The sequence below is a fragment of the Micromonospora sp. NPDC050417 genome (assembly GCF_044458865.1).
Lineage (GTDB): Bacteria > Actinomycetota > Actinomycetes > Mycobacteriales > Micromonosporaceae > Micromonospora_G.
On sequence record NZ_JBITIH010000047.1, the window covers coordinates 1 to 20,399 of the forward strand.

The following is a 20,399-nucleotide window of genomic DNA, read 5'->3' on the forward strand; positions in this document are numbered from 1 at the left end:
GACCGGACTTCCACCGGCAAGCGACGACGAGCTTGCGAAACAAGCCATCAACCAAACATCTGATCAACCACCTATCCCTACTGGACGCACAGGAGCACCATCATGAGCACCTCGCAGCGCGTAGCGATCATCGCCGGAGGCTCCCGTGGCATCGGCCGCGAGACCTCACAGCGGCTTGCCGCCGAGGGTTACGCGGTCGTCGTGAACTACGCCAGCAACAAGGACGCCGCGGATGCGACCATCGCGACGATCACCGCCAACGGCGGCAACGCGATCGCCGTCCAGGCCGACGTCGCCGACGAGAACTCGGTCGCCGCGCTCTTCGACGCCGCCGAGCGCGAATTCGGTGACGTCGACGTGGTGGTGAACGCGGCCGGCATCATGCCCGTCAGCCCGCTGGTCGACCTCGACCTGGAGGTGCTGGACCGGGTCCTCCGTACCAACCTGCGGGGCACCTTCGTGGTCAGCCAGCAGGCCGCCCGGCGGGTACGCGCCGGCGGGGCGATCATCAACTTCTCCAGCTCGATCAGCCGCTTCGCCCGGCCCGGCTACAGCGCCTACGCGGCGAGCAAGGGTGGTGTGGAGGCGATCACCCTGATCCTCGCCCGCGAGTTGCGCGGCCGGGACGTCACGGTCAACGTGGTCGCGCCGGGTCCGATCGCCACCGACCTCTTCTACCAGGGCAAGGACGAGCAGACCCTGAAGCGGATGGCCGCCGAGCCACCGCTGGAGCGGATCGGCACCCCACAGGAGATCGCCGACGTGGTCGCCTTCCTCGCGGGTCCGGCCCGATGGATCAACGGCCAGGTGATCTACGCCAACGGTGGCGCCATCTGATCCGCCCGTCCCACCCCGCCCACCCACCTCCACCGCGTCCGGAACGAGCCAGAGGAGTCCCCCATGCGGCCCGAGCCGGGCTCACCCGAGCCGACCGAGCCGCCGCGCCCGCAGAGGCACGGCGACCGCCGTCCGCCCCGGGTACGGTCCGGTCGCGGCGGCGAGTATGTGATGCTTGGCGGAGTGGAACTCAGGCATCTCGAATACTTCGTCGCGGTCGCGACGGAGCGCAGTTTCACCCGCGCCGCCGGTCGCCTGCACGTGGTCCAGTCCGCGGTTTCGTCGGCGATCTCCGCGCTGGAACGCGAACTTGGTGCGGTCCTCTTCGAGCGCAGTGCCCAGCGGGTCTCGCTGACCGACGCCGGCGAGGCGCTCCTGCCCCGGGCGCGGGCGACACTCGATGCGGCCCAGTCGGCCCGGGACGCGGTCCAGGAGGTCGGCCGGGAACTACACGGTACGGTCGTCGTCGGCTGTCTGACCGCGGTCGGCGGGATCGACTTCGCCGGCCTGCTCGGCGGGTTCCACCGCGTACACCCCCAGGTAAGGCTCCGGCTGCGGGCGGCGACCTGGGACGGCTCCGCCGGTCTGGCCCGATCCCTGGTCGACGGGGAGATCGACGTGGCGTTCCTCGGCATCGGCGGGCGACCGTTCCCACAGCTGCGTACGCGGGAGCTGGTCCGCATCTCCCAGGTGCTGGTGGTCCCCGCCGACCACCGGCTGGCGAAACAGGACTCGGTCACCCTGGCCGAGGTCGCCAACGAGCCGTTCATCGACTACCCGCTCGGCTACGCCAACCGCACCGTCAACGACCAGGCGTTCCGGGCGGCCGGGCTGGAGCGGGTGATCAGCATGGAGGTGACCGACGTCGGGGTCGCCGCCGAGTTCGCCACGCACGGTCTCGGGGTGACGATCCTGCCGACACACGTGGCGCCGCTCGCGCCGCAGTGCAAGGCGTTGCCGGTGACCGACCAGTCCCTGGAGTGGTCGCTGCACCTCGCGACCGCGGAACACCGCCGGATCAGTTCCGCGACCGCCGCGCTGATGGAGATGGTGGACGCCCACCTCGACCGCTCGCGCTGAACACCGCCATCAGTGTGGCGTCGGTCGCGTACCGCCTCCGTCAGCGGTGCCCGCACCGTGCGGGTCATCACCGTACGGGCCCGGTCGACGCCGAGACCGTCGCGCAGCATCGACCAGGCGGGCCACATGCTCGCCGCGACCAGGGCACCGTCGTGCGGGATTCTCCGACCATCCACCGCCAGGCCGTCGCCACCCGACAAGCCCGATCAGGGCAAAAGTCGAGAGGATCGTGCAAGACCTGGCGCGCATTGGTCTACCACGGACCACGTGGCTCGCGCTTCGATGGCAGTGGCCAATTTCCAAGACATTTCCGTTCACGCACAGGAGCACGCGCATGCCGCTCGATCACTACGTCACCCTCGGCCGGTCGGGGCTGCGGGTCAGCCCGTTCGCACTCGGCGCGATGACCTTCGGGGAAGATCCCGGGGGCGCCGGATGCAGCGTCGAGGAGTCCGAGAACATCCTGGCCACCTACCTCGACCTCGGCGGAAACTTCGTCGACACCGCGAACTTCTACACCAACGGCCACTCCGAGAAGATCCTCGGAGACTTCTTCGCGGCACGGCCCGGGCGGCGCGAACATGTCGTGCTGGCGTCGAAGTTCTTCGGCAATCTCTTCCCCGGCGACCCCAACGGCGGCGGCGCGGGCCGTACGTCGATCACCGCCCAGCTCGACGCCACCCTGCGCCGCCTGCAGACCGACTACCTCGACCTGTACTGGCTGCACAACTGGGACCGGCACACCCCGATCGAGGAGACCCTACGTACGCTCGACGACCTCGTCCGGGCTGGCAGGATCCGCTATCTCGGCTTCTCCAACACACCGGCCTGGGTCACCGCCCAGGCGCAGACGATGGCGCTGCTGCGGGGTTGGACCCCGCTGATCGCGCTGCAGGTCGAATACTCGCTGCTGGCCCGTACCGTCGAGGGCGAACTCGCGCCGCTCGCGCTGGATCAGGGCATGGCGCTGGTCCCGTGGAGCCCGCTCAAGAACGGCTTCCTGTCCGGCAAGTACCGGCGGGACACCCAGGTCACCGACTCCGCCCGCACCGCATACGTCGGCGGCCCCAGCGATGACGAGTACAGGGTCATCGACGCCGTGGCCGGGGTTGCCGACGAACTCGGGACCAGTCCCGCGGCGGTGTCGCTGGCCTGGTTGCGCGCCCGGCAGGGCACTGTCGTGCCGATCGTCGGCGCCCGGCGGGTCCAACACCTCCAGAACAACCTGGCCGCGCTGGAGGTGACGCTCACCCCCGAACATCTCCACCTGCTGGGCGAGGTGTCGGCCCCGACGTTGAACTACCCCGCACCGATGCACGGCGCGCAGCGGGCGATGCTGCAGTTCGCTGGCGCCACCGTCGATGGTGAGACGTCCACGGTGTACCCGCCGCTGCTGCAGAGCGCCGTCCGGTACTGAGTTCTCGGGCGCCACGCTGTGCTCCCGCGCCGGCCCGTCAGCCTCGTCCGCCTCGTCCGTCGGACCGAAGTGGCCCTGCACACCGCCGGTGACCGACTCATCCGCGTTCCGGGGCACCTGGAGGGAAACGTCGTCGAGGGCGGTGAGCCCACCGAAACGTACCCCGATGCCGTGCCACGCGGCCCGTGCGCCGTCACGCCATCCCTTGTCCGGACCCCGAACTAATGACACCCGGGGTGTACGTTTCCGAACCGGATCGTCAACACCTTCGATGCGTAGCCGCTACTTACCAGTAACGGCGCTGTTCACGTATCGTCAACCGGGCAGGTCAGCACCCTCAGTGCCGACCCTGATGACAGCCGGTCGTGGTCGGAGCACCATCTTCACAGGCCGCCAACCCCACGGCCGAGCAGCGATCCGCTCGTCGCACCCTCGACGCCCCCCGGCCCCGATCGCGATCCGCAACTCTCGTCCCCGTGTCGACTGGAGGCCCCGGTGGCGGAATTCGAAGTGCAAATGACCGTCGAGTCCTTCCTCGCGGCACAGCTACGGGCACTCCAGGCGACAAGGATCTGCCTGCCGCCGCCGGTCCCGTTGGGCCGGTTCTCCATCCAGCTACAACGGATCGAGTTCGGCCCGAACGAGATCCGGCACCACGAGCGGGAGACATTCGCGGTGAACTACCGGGACAGCAGAAAGAACCCGGAGTTCCCGCACCTGACGTTGACCACCCTCCCGGCGGACGGGTTCAGGACCCAGATCGCCCAACAGGTGACCCTGGAGCTCAGCGAGACCGGGGTAATCATGTCGAGCCCGAACGCCGAACCTCCACCACTCATCCCGCCGATCACACTCACCCTCGTACGGGATCTCTACTACCACCCCGCCGCGTTCGGCAACTGCGTGCTGAACACCTACCACAGCCACACCGAGTGGCCTTCCGGTCCTCCGCTCCTGCCGGCGTGGGTCCCGCTGGACGACCTCCAGAGAACAATCGACGATTTCCTCCGGTCGATGCTGGTCCACAAGTCCATTGACTTCAACTTCGTGATCAAAGACCTGCTCCCGGAGGGGTTTCCGGAGATCGCCAACGCGGGTGTCAGTGTCGACACGACCCTGAGCCGGATCGCCTTCCGGGTGGAGCCGCTGGGCCGGGCGGACGACAACGAGCAACGGTGGACGGTGTTCTACCACGGCAACATCGCCGACCATGTCCTGGACGCGGACTGGGTCATGTTCGTGGACGGCGGGATGCTCGAACACAAGTTGACCACCGAAATCGAGAAGACCTTCCAGAAAACCGAAGACGACCTTTTCACGCTGCGCGGCGTCAGCAGCAGGTACTGGGCTGACGGCGAGATCCCACGCGTCGACACCACGCTGGACGGTGTCCTGCGGGTGCCCCTCGTCCCCGATGTCGAGGTGTCGCCGCGCGCACGGTTCTCGTTCGCGATCGAACTGCCCGACCGCTTTGTCGTGGACATCGAGCTGAACGAGTTCCACCAGCTCGCCACCGCGCTCCTCGGGCTGGGCCAGACTCTCGTGCCCGGCCTGGACTTCGTGTTCGAACTCGCGACCGGCACCAGCCTGAGCGAGACGATCGGGGACGTCGTCGCCGGCGTGGAACCGGACCTCGGCGACAGTTTCCCCTGCGTCCGGGTCACGCCGACCCGCCACCGCTGCACCCAGTCGATACCAGCCCCGTCCATCCCGGGCATGGCGATGCGCATCACCGGCTGTCGCGGTCTGCCCGCAGGGATGACGATCACCGGAGCACTCCCCGGAAGGCCGCTCACACCGGCGCGGCTGGCTGTCGAAGCGAGCGAGTTCGCCTGGGTCCCGCCGAAGGTGTCGTGCAGCCAGGCAAGCAACCACCTGCTGCAGGATGTTCAGAAGGACCCGCAGAGAGCCGCCCTGTTGTACGCCGAGGTGGCGCTCGACAACGAGGGCACCACGCCCGTGTACGTGTGCGGCGTCGAGGTCGTACAGGACCCCGACGGCGTCTACCCGACGGGAGCGCCGGGGCTGGTCGTGCAACGCGATCTGTTGCCGACAAAGCTGACCGTCAGGACGACGGCGCCGACCTACTCCGCAGAGCCGTACCCGCTGCGAATCGTCGTGCGGACAACGGCCGGAATCCGGCTGGTCGAGGTGCCACCTCCGCCTCCGTTCACCCCGGAGGCCGCCGCGGTCGTAGTGAGCGGCGTACAGGTGCAACTCAGGGCCTGCCGTCCGGTTCCCGAGTGGTTCGGCGACGCCCTGCACGGGAGGTTCGACCTGGGATGGATCGTCGATCCACTGATCGACCCACCAGGCGACCTGATGCTCGGGCAGCGCTACGAACTGCTGCTGCAAGGGCTCAAGCCCGGGCACGCCGTCAGCCTGAAGGTTCCCTCGGGCGAGACCGTGCTGCACACCGTGACGCACCCTGGCGTACCGCTGCGGTTGTCCGCCCTGGTCGCGGGCCCGGGCCTGAGGCGACTGAGCCACCGAGACCTCACACTGCGCCACCACACGCCCGTACGGGCGACGAGCGGGATCCTCGACGCGGATCCGAGCGGCCGGAACGGCAACGGTGACGGCATGGACCTCGACGGCACGGCGGTCGACGGTGCGAGCAGTGACGGTGGGGGGATCGTCATCCAGCAACAGGCGCTCTGGGCGGCCTGCTCGCTGCCGGTCCCCAGCCCCTGTCACCGGCTGATCCCTTCTGCGCCCTGGTCGGCGACGGGAATCGTGGCAGCCCTGGACGACGGTGTCACCGCCTTCGATCTCACCAATCCGCACCAACCCAGCCGCATCGGGATGTGGACGAAGCCCGGACTGTGGGCCACCTGCGTGTGGCAGCGCACGCTGCTGATGTGGGGCGCGGACGGGCTCACCGCCGTCGATGGCGGCCTCGACGTCGTGGTCATCCAACAGGGACACAGGTGGGAATCGATCCAGGGTGCGATCGCCGGCGAGAATGTCCTCTATCTGCTGACGGCGGAGAGGCTGGAACTACGCTCCGGCCCCCACCTCGACCTGATCGACCAAGTCCCCGCCCCCGGTGGCGCCTGCCTCCAACTGGTGGCAGGCCGCCTGTTCGTCGGCGGCAGATCCGGCCTCACCGTCTACGACATCTCCGACGAGCACCATCCTCGGACCGTGGACGTCAGGAAGGAACTCGACACCACCGAGATCCTGGTCCCGTACGACGCCGAGGAGGGCGAGGTCCTGGCAGTCCTCGCCGACGGGAGGGCGACCACGGTACGCCTCGTCGATGGGCGACTGGAGGATGTCGTCACCTACTCCGCACCACCCCGTTGGGCGGGCGGTGTGCGGGTGGGGCGGGTGCTCACCCAGATCGGCGATGGCGACATGCGGCTTCACGTGGGCGTCCTCGGAGAGCAGCGTCTCGTCGTACCGGAACAGTTCGAGGGTCACCCCTGACCGCACCCGACGCCAGGTCACCCCAGCCGGCCGATGAACCAACGCCAATGCGCTCAGGTCAGGGGCCGAGAACGTCTTTCCGGGCGGGAACCTCGTGCCACTTTCCCAAACCGTCGAGGAGTTGGTCGATCATCCGGGAGGAGACGGCTTCGGCTTGCAGTGCGGCGCGGTAGATGAGTGGCCCGACCAGCACCGCCGAGAGGTCGGCTGGGTCGGCCGAGATCTCGAACTCCCCGCTCTCGACGGCCAGCGCCAACGCCGCCGCGAGCCTGTTGTTGAGGGTGTTGAGGCAGTGGTCACGCCGTACCGCGACGTGCGGGTTCCATACCGCACCCTGGACCAGGGTGAGTGTGAAAGCAGCGACCTCGGGTGTGACCATCTCGTCGGCGAGCTTGCGAAGTTGCGCGTACAGCCAGGGGCGGACCGGGGTCTGCGGCTCGTGAAAGTAGGGCAGGTCGATGCTGGCCATGACGTCGTGTACCAGCAGTTCGGCTTGCGGCCAGTGCCGGTACACCGTGGCGCGGCCGACGCCGGCCTGCTGGGCGACACGTTGATGGGTAACCGCGGCGGGACCATCCTCGATCAGCAGTGAGCGGGCAGCGACCAGGATCGCGTCTCGGCTACGCGCGACGCGGGGATCGGTCGAGTTGCTCATCACAGCATTCTAGTCTGTGAGACAACTTGACTCAGAAGCGAGTTGATGCCACCCTCTCCCTCTGAGACAAACTGTTTCAAAGAGCGAGGGTGGAGAACAGTCGTGAAAATCGTTGTCTTCGGCGCCACCGGTGGCACCGGACGGGAAACCGTCACACAGGGCCTCGCCGCAGGTCACCACGTCACCGCGGTGGTACGCCGACCGGACGCACTGCCGGCCGCCCCGCGCCTACAGATCGCCGTCCTGCCCGACCTGAACAACGTCGAACAGGTGCACGGCGTGGTCGACGGTCGCGACGCGGTGATCAGCGCACTGGGCACCAACGCCAGGGGGCCGGTGAGCGTATGCACCGACGGCGTCCGATCGATCCTCGTCGCGATGACACGGACCGGCGTGCGTCGACTGATCGTGGTGAGCGCACACGGCGCCGCCGAGAGCAACGACGGCTCGTTCTACACGCGCTCCTTGTGGGCGATGCTGGGCCACAAGATGCGGGACAAGGACGAAATGGAAAAACTGATCCGCGCCTCGGACGTCGACTGGACGATCGTGCGACCGCCGGCACTGACCAGGAAACCGCGCACCGGCCACTACCACGTGGGCACGGACCTGAAGATTCGGCTCACCTCCACGATCTCCCGCGCCGACCTGGCCGACTTCCTGCTCCGCGAGGCCACCACCCCGAACTACACGCACCAGGCACCGAGGATCGCCGTATGACCGCCCCCGCCGCAGAAGTAGATCTGACCGGCAAGGTGAGCCTCGTCACCGGCGCCACCGGCGGTATGGGCCAGGTGATCACGACCGAACTCGCTCGGCTGGGCAGCACCGTGGTGATCCCGGTTCGGAACCGCGACCGTGGCGTACAGGTGCGGCGTCAGGTCGCCGCACGGGTCGGCGCCGACCGGGTCGAGGTGCTCACCGCCGACCTGACCTCCCAATCCGACCTGCACCGACTAGCCGACCAATTCACCGCCCGACACCCTGTCCTGCACTTGCTTGTCAACAACGTCGGCGCGCACTTCCGCAAGCGTCTGCTGAACAGTGACGGCATCGAAATGCACGTCGCCGTCGACTACCTCGCCGGCGCCACGCTCACCACACTCCTGCTCGATCAACTACAGGCCGCCGCAACGGCTCGCGTGGTCAACGTCGCCTCGATGGCCCTTTTCGACACCCGCATGGTCCAGATCCGCCGCCAGCCACGGCCACCCCGGATCGACCCAGCCCAACTCGGGGATCTCAGATACCTCAACCCGGCGGCGGGCTGGACACCGCTCGACGCCTACGCCAGGGCGAAGATGCTTACCCTGATGAGCGGCTACTTCCTTGCCCAACTGCTGCGCGGCACCGGGGTCACCGTGAACTCCGTACACCCCGGCCTCGTCAACACGGGCATTCTCGACGACATCGCTCCCCCGATCATGAAGCCCCTCCTACCGCTGACCCGGCGCCTCCAACTCTCCCCGGAGCAGGGCGCTCAGGCCGCCCTGCACCTGGCCACAGCACCAGAACTGACGGAGGTAACCGGGCGGTACTTCGACCGCGAAGCCGAGAAGCGCACCCCAAGCTGCTCCTACGACATCACCCTGCAAGAACGGATCTGGGACACCACCACCGCCTACATCACGCGAAACCGCAGCGACACGAAGAGGTAGGACCGGCTAGTCGTACCACGCGGCCTCGTCCGCGACCGCGTTCGATGCCCGGAAAGCGCCAAGAACCCGCGTTCTCCCTCGCCAAGAGAACGCGGGTTCCCGGCGGACCTGGGAAGACGGACCTCGGTGAACGCGTCCCGGGGGTGTCAGCCAGGGTGCCGGGAGGACCCCTCGTCGACGGACGGCGTCGTGGCCGGACAACTCCCGCCAACACCTCTGGTCATCGCATACCGAGAAGGGCTCCTCGGCCGCCGCCACGGCTGGAAGGCCGGGCCGTTCACACGCCGAGACCTCCGACCACGAGCACTTCCTGGCTGGTGAACTCGCCTGTGAGCATCGGCATGGCCTGGCTGATCGCCGCCTTGGTCTCGGGCAGCCCCAGCGAGGCGTCGTGCATCTCCTTGCTCTGCCACACCTCGCTCACCCAGATCGTGACGTCGTCCGTATCCGAGACGCTCACGACGTAGAGGTCGCATCCCACCTGGCGTAGGCCCTCGACGGCGGTCAGCAGAATGTTCACGACATCATCGCGGTGGCCCGGCTTGGTCTTCATCGATCCGATGTATCCGTATGACACGGCAACTCCTCCACAGACTGGCAGGCTCGGCGGTCACGATGGGCGGCGATGTCACCGACCGCTGAAGAACGAAATCGCCTCGTTCAACGCGAGGTCGGTGAGGACCGGATCGTGTCGCGCACCCACGTCGCGCATGAACGCGTGCTCGCCGCCGGCGTAGACGTGTAGTTCGAGGTCGTCCTTGCCAGCGGCGTAGAGGGCGGAGATGATCTGAGCCCGCGCGTCGGCGGGCACATGCGGATCCCGGGAGCCAAAAACGATCATCAACCGACCGTGGATGCTCGCGGCTCGGGCGAGCGATCCCGCGTCGGCGTCGGCTCCCAGGGCACCGTTCTGCAGGCCGGTCGGGTAGAAGCAGACCGTGGCGGCTACCCGAGGGTCGAAAGCGGCCCGGAACGCCAGGTGGCCACCGAGGCAGAATCCCACCGCGAGCAGCGTGGTGAGGTCGCTGCGCTGCTCCATGAAATCCAGCACCGCGGCACGGTCCGCGTCGAACTGGTCGGTCGTGGTGTCAGCGGCAGCCGCAAGGCCGGCCTGCTTGCCGGCGTCGTCGAACTCCAGCGCGACACCGGCCAACTCACCGCGCGGGTAGATCTCGGGTACGCAGACGACGTATCCGGCCGACGCCAGGCGCCGTGCCGTACGCAGCGTCGACTCGGTCAACTGGAAAATGTCGGTGTACAGCAGCACGCCTGGCCACGGGCCGTCGCCGACCGGGCTGATTACCACCGAGCGAATCTCATAGTCGAGTGCCGGCACCAGCACCTCGTCCTCACGCAACTTCACGTGCAGTGACACTACCGGCGCGGCAGCGCCCGCCGTGTACCGGCCGCGCGGGACCGCTGGGATGCCTGCTCTTGATCAATGGTGCTCGGGAGGGGCAACCCGGGCGTCGGACTGGTTCGCTCACCGCAGTGCCTCGGCCACGCGCGGACGATGTCACCACTGCCACGAGGGCTGGCGGTGGGGTCGTAGCGTTCGACCCGTCCATCTGGTCGCATCACCCTCACCCGGATGCGATGTCGGATTCCCGTGAGTGGAGATCGGGCCAGCCGGACTCGGACGCGTTCGGGTCGAACCACGTCGGGGGTGTGGTGACAGAGCAGCGCGTGGGCGCCCTGCGGGTGAGGGCGTCCCACCGTACCGTCGTCATCCGTCGATGCTGTTCAGCAGGGCATCGACCGTGGACGGCCGACCCCGACCGTCGAGCACGAGCAGTTGGGTCCCCGACTCCGTCAACTGGCGGAACAGGTCGCCCTCCAGGACGGCCTCGATGTCGAAAAGACCCGGCACCTGAGTGTCGACCACTCGTGGCACCACGGTGCCGCTCCGGTTGTCGGCGAACAGCCAGAACACGTGCCCTGTCGTGTTGACCTCCCGCAGGTGGACCAACACCATCGCGTTCGGCGTACGCTGAAGCGCCTCCCACAACCGGTTCGGCTGCACGTCAAGGGCTCGAACCAGGTCGCCCCCGAGCGCCGACCTCAGCTCCCCTAATTGCGGTGCGACGAAGAAGTTGGCGTCGACCATCCGGTTCGCCCAACGCCCGTGCAGCGCTCGGTACGCGGCCATGGCCCGCATCAGGCAGTCCGGCAGCGCCGTCTCCGCCGACTCGGTCAGCACGGCGTCCCGCTCAACCTGGGATACCCAGTTCTGCAGACGGTCAGGATCAGGAGACGAGGAGTCTCCGCTCAGCGGGGTCAACTGGGACGCGAGCTGCCAGGACCTGGACGCTGCGCTCGACGGCATCCCGGGCAGGGGCGAGCCCTCTGTGGGGGACGTCTCCGGGATAACCGGCTCGACGGATGGCTCTTGGCTGGTCACGCTGCTGGTCACGCTGCTGGACGTCGCAGCCGGCACGACGCTGCCAGGGGAGATCGTCACCGTGGACATGTCGACGGACGTGGAGGGCGCCGACATCCGGAGAAGGCCGAGCCCCATCCGGGACGGCGGTTTCAGTGCCGGCCTTGTCGTCGGGAACCCGCGTTGCGGGCGGATCTCGGACAGTGGGGGCCGGGCGGGCTGCTCATCCACCACGGCAGGCGGCTGCAACGGCGGCGACTGACCCTCGGAAACCTCCTCGTCCACCACCACCGTCGACGCAGGCACCAACGGCGACGGCGTGACGTCCTGATCCTCCAACAATGCCGACTCCGCTACCTCCTCCACCACCGGAGGCAACTGCAACGGCGGCGACTGACCCTCGGAAACCTCCTCGTCCACCACCACCGTCAACGCAGGCACCAACGGCGACGGCGTGACGTCCTGATCCTCCAACAATGCCGACTCCGCTACCTCCTCCACCGGGAACCGGTGCTCAGCAGGTGATTCACCATCGTCCGGAGGCACGGTTCGACGCCGAAGCGCCTCCCCGTCAAGGTCCGGATCGGAATCAGAGTCGGAATCGGAATCGGAGGACGGGACCAGCTTGCCCGGTGGCACGAACTCGGCCGGCGTCTCCCCCTCACCGACGACGTGGCGCAGCCGCGCGAGCTGTGTCTCCAGCTCCTTTTTCTTGGCGTACCAGTCCTGCTGGGCCTCCAGATATGCCTCCGCCAACGGGTCGTTGACTCCGTCTCCCTCCTCACCGCCGCCCGCCGACCAGGGCTGGGGGGCGACAGCGGAGGTGCCGCCGCTCGCCCGCCGGTCCAGTTCCCGATCGAGCCGCGCCACCTCGAACTCGCGGCTGGCCTGTTGCCAGGTGCTGAACGATCGGTGCAGCGCCAGCGCGGCTGAATTGACCCGGGCGAGCTCGGTCATCGCCGCCGGCTTGTCGACGAAGCCGAGGTGACGGGCGGCGTCGAGCAGGTCCATCAGGACCGGTGTGGACTCCGGCAGGGTGATCTTCACGGCAGCACTCCTGGTGCCCGAGAAGTGTGGGACCTCGGCCACGAGAAGGATCTCCTCGGTCCATTCGACCAACGCTCTCGGTTCACCGATGTGTGACATCGCGGACTCGTTGAAACCACCGTGGGCGGCGCCGGCCCCCTCCCCGCCCGGAGACCCGCCCCACCACATCCCGCTCCCGCCCCACTGCTGCGCGCTCGGGTCCCGAAGATCGTTGCTGCCCCACTGCTCGAGCGGGTCCTTGGTGCCCTGGCCTTCCGCCAACTCGGCGGCGCTGTCATCGGGCGTGGGCTCGACCGGCTTGCCGCTGCCGCCCCCGGAGGCCGCCAGCGTGTCGATCCGGCCTGTCCCCCCACTCACGCTGGTCACCGTCCTGGCGGATCGACGCGTGTCGGAGTAGTCCGGCGGCGAGATCTCCTTCAGCTTGGCGTCCACGACCCGGGAGTACGCGAATACCTTCATCCGTGATCCGGCGATGTGGAGATCCTCGATCGGAATCTCCACCGCGCCGGCCATCCGCTGGTGGGTGGAGCCCCACAGCAGTGGCTGCCCGAGTGAGGTGATCAGTTGGTGGGCGGTACGGCTGCCGAGGCGGGTCACCCGGTTCGGGGCGCCAGCCGCGCGCAACGCGGACGCCGCAGCGGCCTGGACCAGCATCGCTCCCCGGAAATCGAGCACCTGGAACTGTTGCGGTAATTCCATCGGAGTGGACTGCTCACTCGGCAGTGGCTGTTCACCCGACTGCCACTGCGCTGCCTGCTCGAGGCTGGGCGCACGCGGCAGCAGCATCACGGTTGGATCCGGCAGCGGCTCCGGAAGCGGAGCGTCCTGTGTGGGCAGGTGGCTGGCGAACCGGTCCAACTGCAGGTCATGGTCGATCCGCAGCGGGTCACCGATTGGTTCGCCGTCGTGGTACGCCCGCAGCTCGATCGTCGCGCGCTGCCGCATCTCGGCCCAGGCACCGGCGAGTTCAATGATGGTCAACTGCTGGTCGAGGAGGCTCTTCGCCCGGCTCACGCCACGGGATGTCCCGGTCAGCGCGCTTACGTCGCCGCCACCGGAACGTTCACCGCTGTCCCCTCCCGATCCGCCCGGCTCGAAGGTGTAGATGTTGACCTTGGTGTGACCGAAACCGGTTCTCTTGGTTCGCGAGGCACCTCCGAAGACGTCCATCTCGAGGTTCTTCGGGCTCGCGAACACCCGACGTACCTGCGGCTCGTCCGCTGCCCCGTTGTCATCCCGGGCGACCACCTGCATGATCACCTGTACGTGGTCACGAGCCACCGCACCGGGATAGGTGAGCAGGAACGACACACCACCGTCGGTGATCGTGCCCCAGTGACCGGCGAGGTACTCGGCACTGGTGTGGTCCATCACCACCGCGATGTTCTCCAGGCCCACCGCGTCGTTCTCGATCAGGCGCACACCGTCGCCCCACTCGATGGTTTGTGGTAGCCGGATCTCGCGCAACCACTCGACCACCTCCGTGCCCAGCGCGGGCAGGTTGAGGGGCTGGCCAGCGCCGAGGTTACGGGGCGGCAGGGGCAGCGGCTCGGGTGGAAGGGTGAGTGGCTGCTGCGGCGCCGGGTTGAGCAGCCTCGGCAGGCTCAATCTCGGTTCGTTGGGGGTGGGTGGCATCAGCGGGTCGAGGACGCCGCCACGGCGGGCGGTGTCGGCCATCATCATGCCGATCGCCGTCACGTCGGTGACCCGTTGGCTGGCCGAGTAGTGCCGATCGCGAGCGTGCCACTTCGGATTGAACAGGGTCCCGTAGACCTCGAACTCGATCTCCTCCGCGACGATGGGTACGGCGACACCCGAACCCGGGTCCCAGGTGTCGTTCCGCTCGACCTCACCGGCGACCCCGAATGCCTTCGTCGTGCTGTACCGGAGCGTGCGCCGCTGCATGACCGCCCCGGAGAGCGAGGCCGACTCGACATCGCCCCCATAGCCGAGACCAGCGGAACCGGCGACCGAGCCGCCCTTGGTACGGGATCCGCTGACACTCTGTGACCCGGTGACGCTGTGCTCACCACCGTGGGCCACCACCCCCTGCGGGCCCGGTCTGGTCTTCCGTACGATCGCCCGGACGTAGACGGTGCCCTGGATCGACGGGTCGCCAATGATCTCGCCGAGGTCATACAACCGGATGGCCTGCCGAGACATGCTGGGCAGGATGGCGGCCAACCGGTCCGGGTTGACCTGCCGATGCAGTTGCAGGTGCGCGTTGCTTCCCGGAGTCGTCACCCCGACCGCCGTACCACGGCCGGTCGCCCCGGCGGCGATCATCTGGTCCCGCGCGTCGACGATCACCTGCTCGATCGCGGTACGAAGCTGCTCAGCGCCGTGCACGTACGAGACGTGGTCCCAGTTGAGGACCAGATCCGCGGTTGACACCTCCGGAGGTAGAGGTAGGCCGACCACCCGTTGGATCTCCTGAGGCTGTGGCACTTTCAACTCGACCTGCGGTGCGCTGGCCATCCGCTCGTCGTCGAGGGTCATGTCCTTCGAGACCTCGAAAACCAACCAGTGCCGGAACTCGCCCAGTCCCGCACCGCTCATCGGCCGGGTGGTAGGTGTGTGACCACGTCCCCGACGCCACAGGTTCCGAACCGTCCCGGTCGCCTCGTCCAGTGCGTACACCTCGACCGTGATGGTTTGCTCGTCGGCGAAGAACGCCTGCTCCCCGTCACCGTAGTCCAGCCACACCTCTTCGCTGCCGCTGTTCGTCGTCGTCCTACGCGCCCACGTGTACCGTCCTCGGGCACCGACAGACACCAACCGCGCGGCACGGACGTCGAGGTCCACGCCGACGGCGGTGGACATCCCCCCGCTGACCCGGAACGAACTCGTCTTCGCCCGTCGATGGCGCTGTGCGGTCGCGGGTAGGAAGCGGACCACCGGCTTCACCCGCTGAGCCAGGGCGTCGGAACTTTCCGCTGTGGTGTCGGTGGTCTCCTCGTCCATCTCCATGATTGCTTCGAGTGCCTTCGGCGGCCCTCCCTCAGCGAGTGGTTCCCGGTTCTCGTCCCGTACGCCCAGATACTCCGGCTCCATGCCTCGTCTGACCCGGCGTGCCTTGATCACCACGGCCAGACTCCGACGGGTGCTGCTGTCCGGCATCTCCAGCCGCACGACCACCTGGTCGGTGGTGAGGGTGAGCACCTCGGCTGCGACCCGGGTCGGACCGCTCTGTAGGTCCATGCTCTCCTGGTTGACCAGCGCCTGCAGGACCTGCCGGATCACCCGTTTCTTGGTCTTCGGCAGGTGCCAGTCGGGCAGCAGGTCGCGGAACTCCGCGTTCCCCGGCAGCGCGAGGATCTTCTGCACCTCCTCGGCGACCTGGTCGGAAATCTCCCGCGCACCCAACAACGTGGTTTGGCCGACCCGCAGCCGATCGTCGTTCCACATGTACCGGGGCAGGTGCCGGTTCTCCTCGCGTACCGTCATGGTCCGTACCCGCTCAACCAGCAACCGGTCCGGGGTGGGCGACGTGGTGGACGGTGCGGAGTCGAGGAGGGCTGGTGTCGCCTTCTTCGACAAGGGTCCGGTCACCTCGGACTTCTCCGCCGGCGACTCGGGTTCCCGCACGGCCGGAGTCTTGGAGTCGCTTGGCGTCTTGGAGTCGCTTGGTGTCTCCGCCGCAGACTCCCCGTCGTCGAGTTTCGGTGGCGAAGTGGGCGTCTCCTCCTCGATCATTTCGAGCTTCGCGGGGCTCCTCAGCGCTGGGCCCACTGGTTGGGTCGCCGCCCGGTAGACACCCGCCGGAACCTCCTCGATCACACTCAACGTCGCCGAAGCGCTCCGCTGCGTCGGCCCACGGCGGACCCAGAAACGCAACCGGTTGCGGAACGTGGCTCGTTCGAGCGTCAGCTCGTACTTTGTCTTGACGACGACGCTCGGCGCCTTCACTTCCTGGCTGATCCGGCTGTTACTCCCCAACGAAGTCCCGGCAGCGACCGTGCTGCCGCGGGTCAGGACCGGTCCGACGGAGAAGCGTACGAAGGGCACGAACGCGCTGACCATGGCGCGGAACCGCCCACCCGAACCGGTCTCCATGCCTGTTCCGGAGTCACTGCCGAAGATCGGCTGTTGCCGCAGCCGGCTGTTTCCGTCCGGTGTGCCGACCGGTTCCATGGAGATCAGCCGAACCTTCGCGGCCAGCCCACCGGCGGCCTTCGGCATGCCGATCCACTCCCGGCTGGCCACCACCTGCGGGGCCAGGGTGCCGCTGAGCAGCCGCCTGAGCCGAAGGCTCGACCACTGGTCACGGACCTCCTGCCGGCTGTCACTACCCGGCTCGACGACCGGCACATCGCTCAACAGGCTCACCGCGTGCGTAGCGGCCTCACCGTCGTCGACCACCTGCAACGCGTACAGGTTTGTCGCCAACAGGCGCCGAGCCGAGTCGTCCAACTGGATCGGGGTGGTACCGGAATCGTCCAGGTTCATCAGTGCGAACCGTTTGGTGATCCGGAACCAGTGTCTACCCACCGCCTCGTCGATGACGGGCTCGCCCTGCGGCTGGTCGAGGCGTACGACGAGGACCAGCTCCGATTGCACCAGAAACGAGTCGGGGTCGCCGTACATCACCTGATAGTCGACGGCCAGGGCCGAGGTGCTGGCGCCGTGGTTCATCCGCGCGTCGTTCACACCAAAGTTCAGTGTCAGCGGTACGCCGGCAAACTGGAGCGGCACTGCGGCGTGCCACATCGCACTGTCGCCCGGATCCCGGTTCTGCTCGCTGGTCATCCGGTCCCGGCTGTACCGGTCCATCCAGGCCCGGCGGTTCTTGCGTACCCGGTCCTCCGCCTCTGGGCGCGGAACCAACTCGACCCAGACGGTCCGGAACCTGTCCGGCTGGAACCATTGGCCGCTCGGCACCCGCACGTCGAACGCTCGCCGGGCGTGCAGGAACGTCTCCGGTTCCTCGGCCAACGCCCCCATCAGTGGATGATCGTCGCCGACCGGCAGGTTGGCCCTGCCCATGAGGTCCCGAGTTCGGTCGACCAGTTCCTTGGACCAGCCTTCCGGGTCGCTGGGCGTGGCCAGCGTGTTCAACAACTGCGGCACGCGCGAGACGACGTTCCGAACGTGGTCAGCCTCCGCCGGGTCGGCCTCGCGGACATCCGACCACACCGGGCCCGGGGCGACCGACTTCGGTGCCGCCTCCTCGCCGTCCTGGCTCTCCCCCGCCTGCCTCTGGTGGGGAGGGGTCATCGGTACCGCGCTCGACGACGCCTCCGCACTACTGCCCAGTTCCTCCGACATCTCCATTGGCGGAGTGGCCGGAATAAGGACGCTGGGGGTGGGTGGGATCGTCGGAGGTTCGGGCGAGACGATCGGACGTCCAGCGGCCGGCTGACCCTCGGGGAACGTCCGAGCCGGTCGGCCGGGAAAGCGGCTCCGCGGGGCCCCCGGTACGGCACCCGCGAGGCTCGGGAGGAGCATCGCGTCCAGAGTCCGGTCCAGCCAGGAGCCGCCATGCTCCGACCGGTTCCTCGACGGCGTGGGAGGGGCGGCGAGCAGTGCCGCAGACGTGGTCGGCTGCCCGGCGGGATCAAGCACCAGCACCCGGGCGCCGGACGTCGCCATCGCCCGACCCCATTCGTCGGACTCCGGTCCCGGTGCCCGGGCAGCCCGGACGAGCGATCCGGGCGCGGTCGGATCGACGTACCGGGGGGTGACCGTGCTGGTCCGGTCATCGGCCAGCAGCCAGAACACCCGGGCCGGGTCGCCGGGCACCTCGATCAGGGCCATCGCGCCCGGCGTACGCCGCACCGCGGTGAAGACCATGCGGGCGTCGCCCATCGGTGTGAGCGTCCCACCGAGGGCGGACGCCAACGCGGCCGGTTCGGGCTGGTGCAGGAAGCCGTCCGGCAGTGGACCGTTCGCCACCCGTCCGTGCAGCACGCCGAACACGGAGAGCGCCGCCGCCACGTGGTCGACGGTGCCGGCCACGGTCGACGGATCGACCGTGGCGAGCCAGTCGGCCAACCGGGGCAGCGACTTCTGCCGTGGCGTCGGGTCGGCGACGTACACCTCCGCGGCGGCGGAGCGCAGTACCTCCCATCCCCACGGGGAGAGCGGCGACGAGGGCTCGCCGTCGGTCGGCTTTGCCGGCGGTGGCCCCAACCGCCCCCGGGCGTCGGCCATCCACACCTGGGTGTCCGGGCTGGCGAGTCCGTCGCGCCGCAACGTCGTAAGGTGCCCATCCACCAGCACCTTCAGGTCCGCCTGAATACGCCGGGCCACCCGTTCGTCCCGCCGTCGGCTCCGCGTCGAGTGCCGGCGACCGGCTGGCTGGTGCTCCCGGGCCGGCTTCACCTGGGCGGGCTGCCGGTCGGCTCCGGTCGCGGCCTGCCGCACCGCCGCCCACGTCACCGTGGCCGCGAACGCGTCGAAGGTGTCCAGGTGCTCTGGCGACAGGTGGTCCAGTTCGGTGACCGCGGCGGTCAGCGGCGCGACGTCCTTGGTCTCCGGAGTCGGCGCTCCCGTCTCGTCTGCCAGCCAGCCCAACGGTTCGAACAGGTCGGCAACGGTGGAGTCGTACCCGTGCGCCCCGCCGCCCATGCGCTCGACGTACTGGTCCAGCACCCTCGACAGGTGCTCCCGACCTGCCACCGCGTCGGTCACGACCGCGAGATCGTCGTCGTTCAGGGTTTCGAGCGCACTCAGCGGCGGCAGTTGCGCGCGTACGTCCCGGATGAACGCCGACCCTGGCGGCGCGACGATCAGGTCGTCGTGGACACCGGTACGCGACGCGTGCTGGTAGACCAGTCGCATGTCGGCCGGGTTCCGCCGTACCTCGGCCGGCTCGGCGCTGGACAGGGACACCCCGCTGGCTGCGGCCACCCGTGCCGTCTCCATGAGCTGTCGCTCGTCGCGGAGCACAGGACCGAGGAACGGCACACTCTCCTGACCGGTGCCCATCAGCAAGGGGAACTCGGGCAGGTTCACCCCGTCCGGCGGCAGGTTCGGGGCGACCAACACGCCCCCGTACCGGTCCAGGACGGTGAGGCGGGCGATCTCCGAGACCACCGGTGCGGCCTGCCGGTCGGCGGGAGCCGGCAGCAGTTCCTCCAACCGGCCGAGACTGCCGCCCCGCTCTCCGCCGAGAGTACGGGCGACAAAGTCGTTGTTCGCCGCGACGCCGTCCGGGTTCATCCAGACGACCGCGTTCCAGCCGTTGGTCGAGGCGTGTCCCAGCCACGCCTCGATCCGGCTCTGTGCCTGCGCCCCGATCGGTTCGTCCTCCGCGACGACCAGGTGCACCACCTTCGGTACCACCTGCGGGGTGGTTCCGGGCGCACCGAGCAGCACCGCCGGCCGCGTTCCGGTCTCGTCGGCCAGCGGCACGACCGATGGTGGTGGTGCCATGGGATCGGGGGCCGGCATCGGGGGGAAGGTCTGGACGCTCGGGCCACCGTGGGTCGGCCCGTCGCCGTACGTGACCAGGTCCGCCGTGACGTGCGGCTCCGCCGGAGTCTGAAGCTGCGTCGGTACGAGTGGCTGGTCCATCGGCGACAATCCCAAACCCAAACCGGGAGTTGAGCCGGGACCGGAGTCCGAACCAGAACCGGCGGAGCCGAAGCTTGGGCCGGCCCCGGAACCGAAGAACGAGCCCCGATCGGGGATCGGACCCGCCGAAGACGTCGCCCAAGACCCCAGCGGGCGGCTCGTCACCTCCCGATACGGCGGCGGTCCCTCTGGATCGACCGCCACATACGGCGGCACCGGATCCCGATCCGCGACCGTGTCCGGATCAACATCCGCCGACACACCACCCGACTTCGGACCATCCTTCCCATCACCCCGAACCGCGTCCCCAACCACCCCCGCCGTATCCATCGTGAAACTGTTCAACATGCTCGACACCACCGTCGGCGCCAAAAT

At 68.3% G+C, this 20,399-nt stretch carries 10 protein-coding genes; 6 read left to right on the top strand and 4 right to left on the bottom strand.

The features are described 5' to 3' along the window. Positions 1–102 precede the first annotated feature (102 nt). From ACIBF5_RS32165 to ACIBF5_RS32180, 4 genes are all read left to right on the top strand, one after another. The gene (locus ACIBF5_RS32165) at positions 103–837 is read left to right on the top strand and encodes an SDR family oxidoreductase (protein ID WP_396816657.1); all 735 of its coding nucleotides are present in this window, start codon (positions 103–105) and stop codon (positions 835–837) included. A 63-nt stretch (positions 838–900) separates the two neighbouring features. Next, a complete protein-coding gene (locus ACIBF5_RS32170; RefSeq protein WP_396816658.1) occupies positions 901–1,917 on the top strand; it encodes a LysR family transcriptional regulator in 1,017 nt (338 codons plus the stop codon). Positions 1,918–2,251: 334 nt separating this feature from the next. Then, entirely contained in the window at positions 2,252–3,334 is a 1,083-nt protein-coding gene (locus ACIBF5_RS32175) for an aldo/keto reductase (RefSeq protein WP_396816659.1), read from the top strand. Between the two features lie 495 nt (positions 3,335–3,829). Continuing rightward, positions 3,830–6,766: a hypothetical protein gene (locus tag ACIBF5_RS32180; protein WP_396816660.1), complete on the top strand. Its 2,937-nt coding sequence runs from the start codon at positions 3,830–3,832 to the stop codon at positions 6,764–6,766. A 58-nt stretch (positions 6,767–6,824) separates the two neighbouring features. On the opposite strand, the gene ACIBF5_RS32185 is transcribed toward ACIBF5_RS32180, so the two are convergent. Next, a complete protein-coding gene (locus ACIBF5_RS32185) occupies positions 6,825–7,421 on the bottom strand; it encodes a TetR/AcrR family transcriptional regulator (protein WP_396816661.1) in 597 nt (198 codons plus the stop codon). A gap of 102 nt (positions 7,422–7,523) precedes the next feature. On the opposite strand from ACIBF5_RS32185, the gene ACIBF5_RS32190 reads away from it, so the two are divergent. Next, positions 7,524–8,141, top strand: a complete 618-nt coding sequence (locus ACIBF5_RS32190; protein WP_396816662.1) for an NAD(P)-dependent oxidoreductase — start codon at positions 7,524–7,526, stop codon at positions 8,139–8,141. Next, positions 8,138–9,079, top strand: coding sequence for an SDR family NAD(P)-dependent oxidoreductase (locus ACIBF5_RS32195; RefSeq protein ID WP_396816663.1), 942 nt, complete (start codon positions 8,138–8,140; stop codon positions 9,077–9,079). The genes ACIBF5_RS32190 and ACIBF5_RS32195 overlap by 4 nt, the downstream gene beginning before the upstream one ends. A 277-nt stretch (positions 9,080–9,356) precedes the next feature. Here ACIBF5_RS32195 and ACIBF5_RS32200 read toward each other — a convergent pair whose 3' ends face one another. The 3 genes from ACIBF5_RS32200 to ACIBF5_RS32210 form a co-directional block, all read right to left on the bottom strand. Next, positions 9,357–9,656 (bottom strand): putative quinol monooxygenase, encoded by a 300-nt coding sequence (locus ACIBF5_RS32200; protein WP_396816664.1) that lies wholly within the window; start codon positions 9,654–9,656, stop codon positions 9,357–9,359. Between the two features lie 51 nt (positions 9,657–9,707). Continuing rightward, entirely contained in the window at positions 9,708–10,442 is a 735-nt protein-coding gene (locus ACIBF5_RS32205; RefSeq protein ID WP_396816665.1) for a dienelactone hydrolase family protein, read from the bottom strand. Between the two features lie 363 nt (positions 10,443–10,805). Beyond that, on the bottom strand, positions 10,806–20,024 hold the full coding sequence (locus ACIBF5_RS32210) for a hypothetical protein (protein WP_396816666.1): 9,219 nt from the start codon (positions 20,022–20,024) through the stop codon (positions 10,806–10,808). Positions 20,025–20,399 lie beyond the last annotated feature (375 nt).

Bases quoted from the DNA above. Each gene is read 5' to 3' on its own strand.
- ACIBF5_RS32170 (WP_396816658.1), top strand. From the start codon at position 901: ATGCGGCCCGAGCCGGGCTCACCCGAGCCGACCGAGCCGCCGCGCCCG.
- ACIBF5_RS32165 (WP_396816657.1), top strand. From the start codon at position 103: ATGAGCACCTCGCAGCGCGTAGCGATCATCGCCGGAGGCTCCCGTGGC.
- ACIBF5_RS32175 (WP_396816659.1), top strand. From the start codon at position 2,252: ATGCCGCTCGATCACTACGTCACCCTCGGCCGGTCGGGGCTGCGGGTC.
- ACIBF5_RS32195 (WP_396816663.1), top strand. From the start codon at position 8,138: ATGACCGCCCCCGCCGCAGAAGTAGATCTGACCGGCAAGGTGAGCCTC.
- ACIBF5_RS32185 (WP_396816661.1), bottom strand. From the start codon at position 7,421: ATGAGCAACTCGACCGATCCCCGCGTCGCGCGTAGCCGAGACGCGATC.
- ACIBF5_RS32210 (WP_396816666.1), bottom strand. From the start codon at position 20,024: ATGGACCAGCCACTCGTACCGACGCAGCTTCAGACTCCGGCGGAGCCG.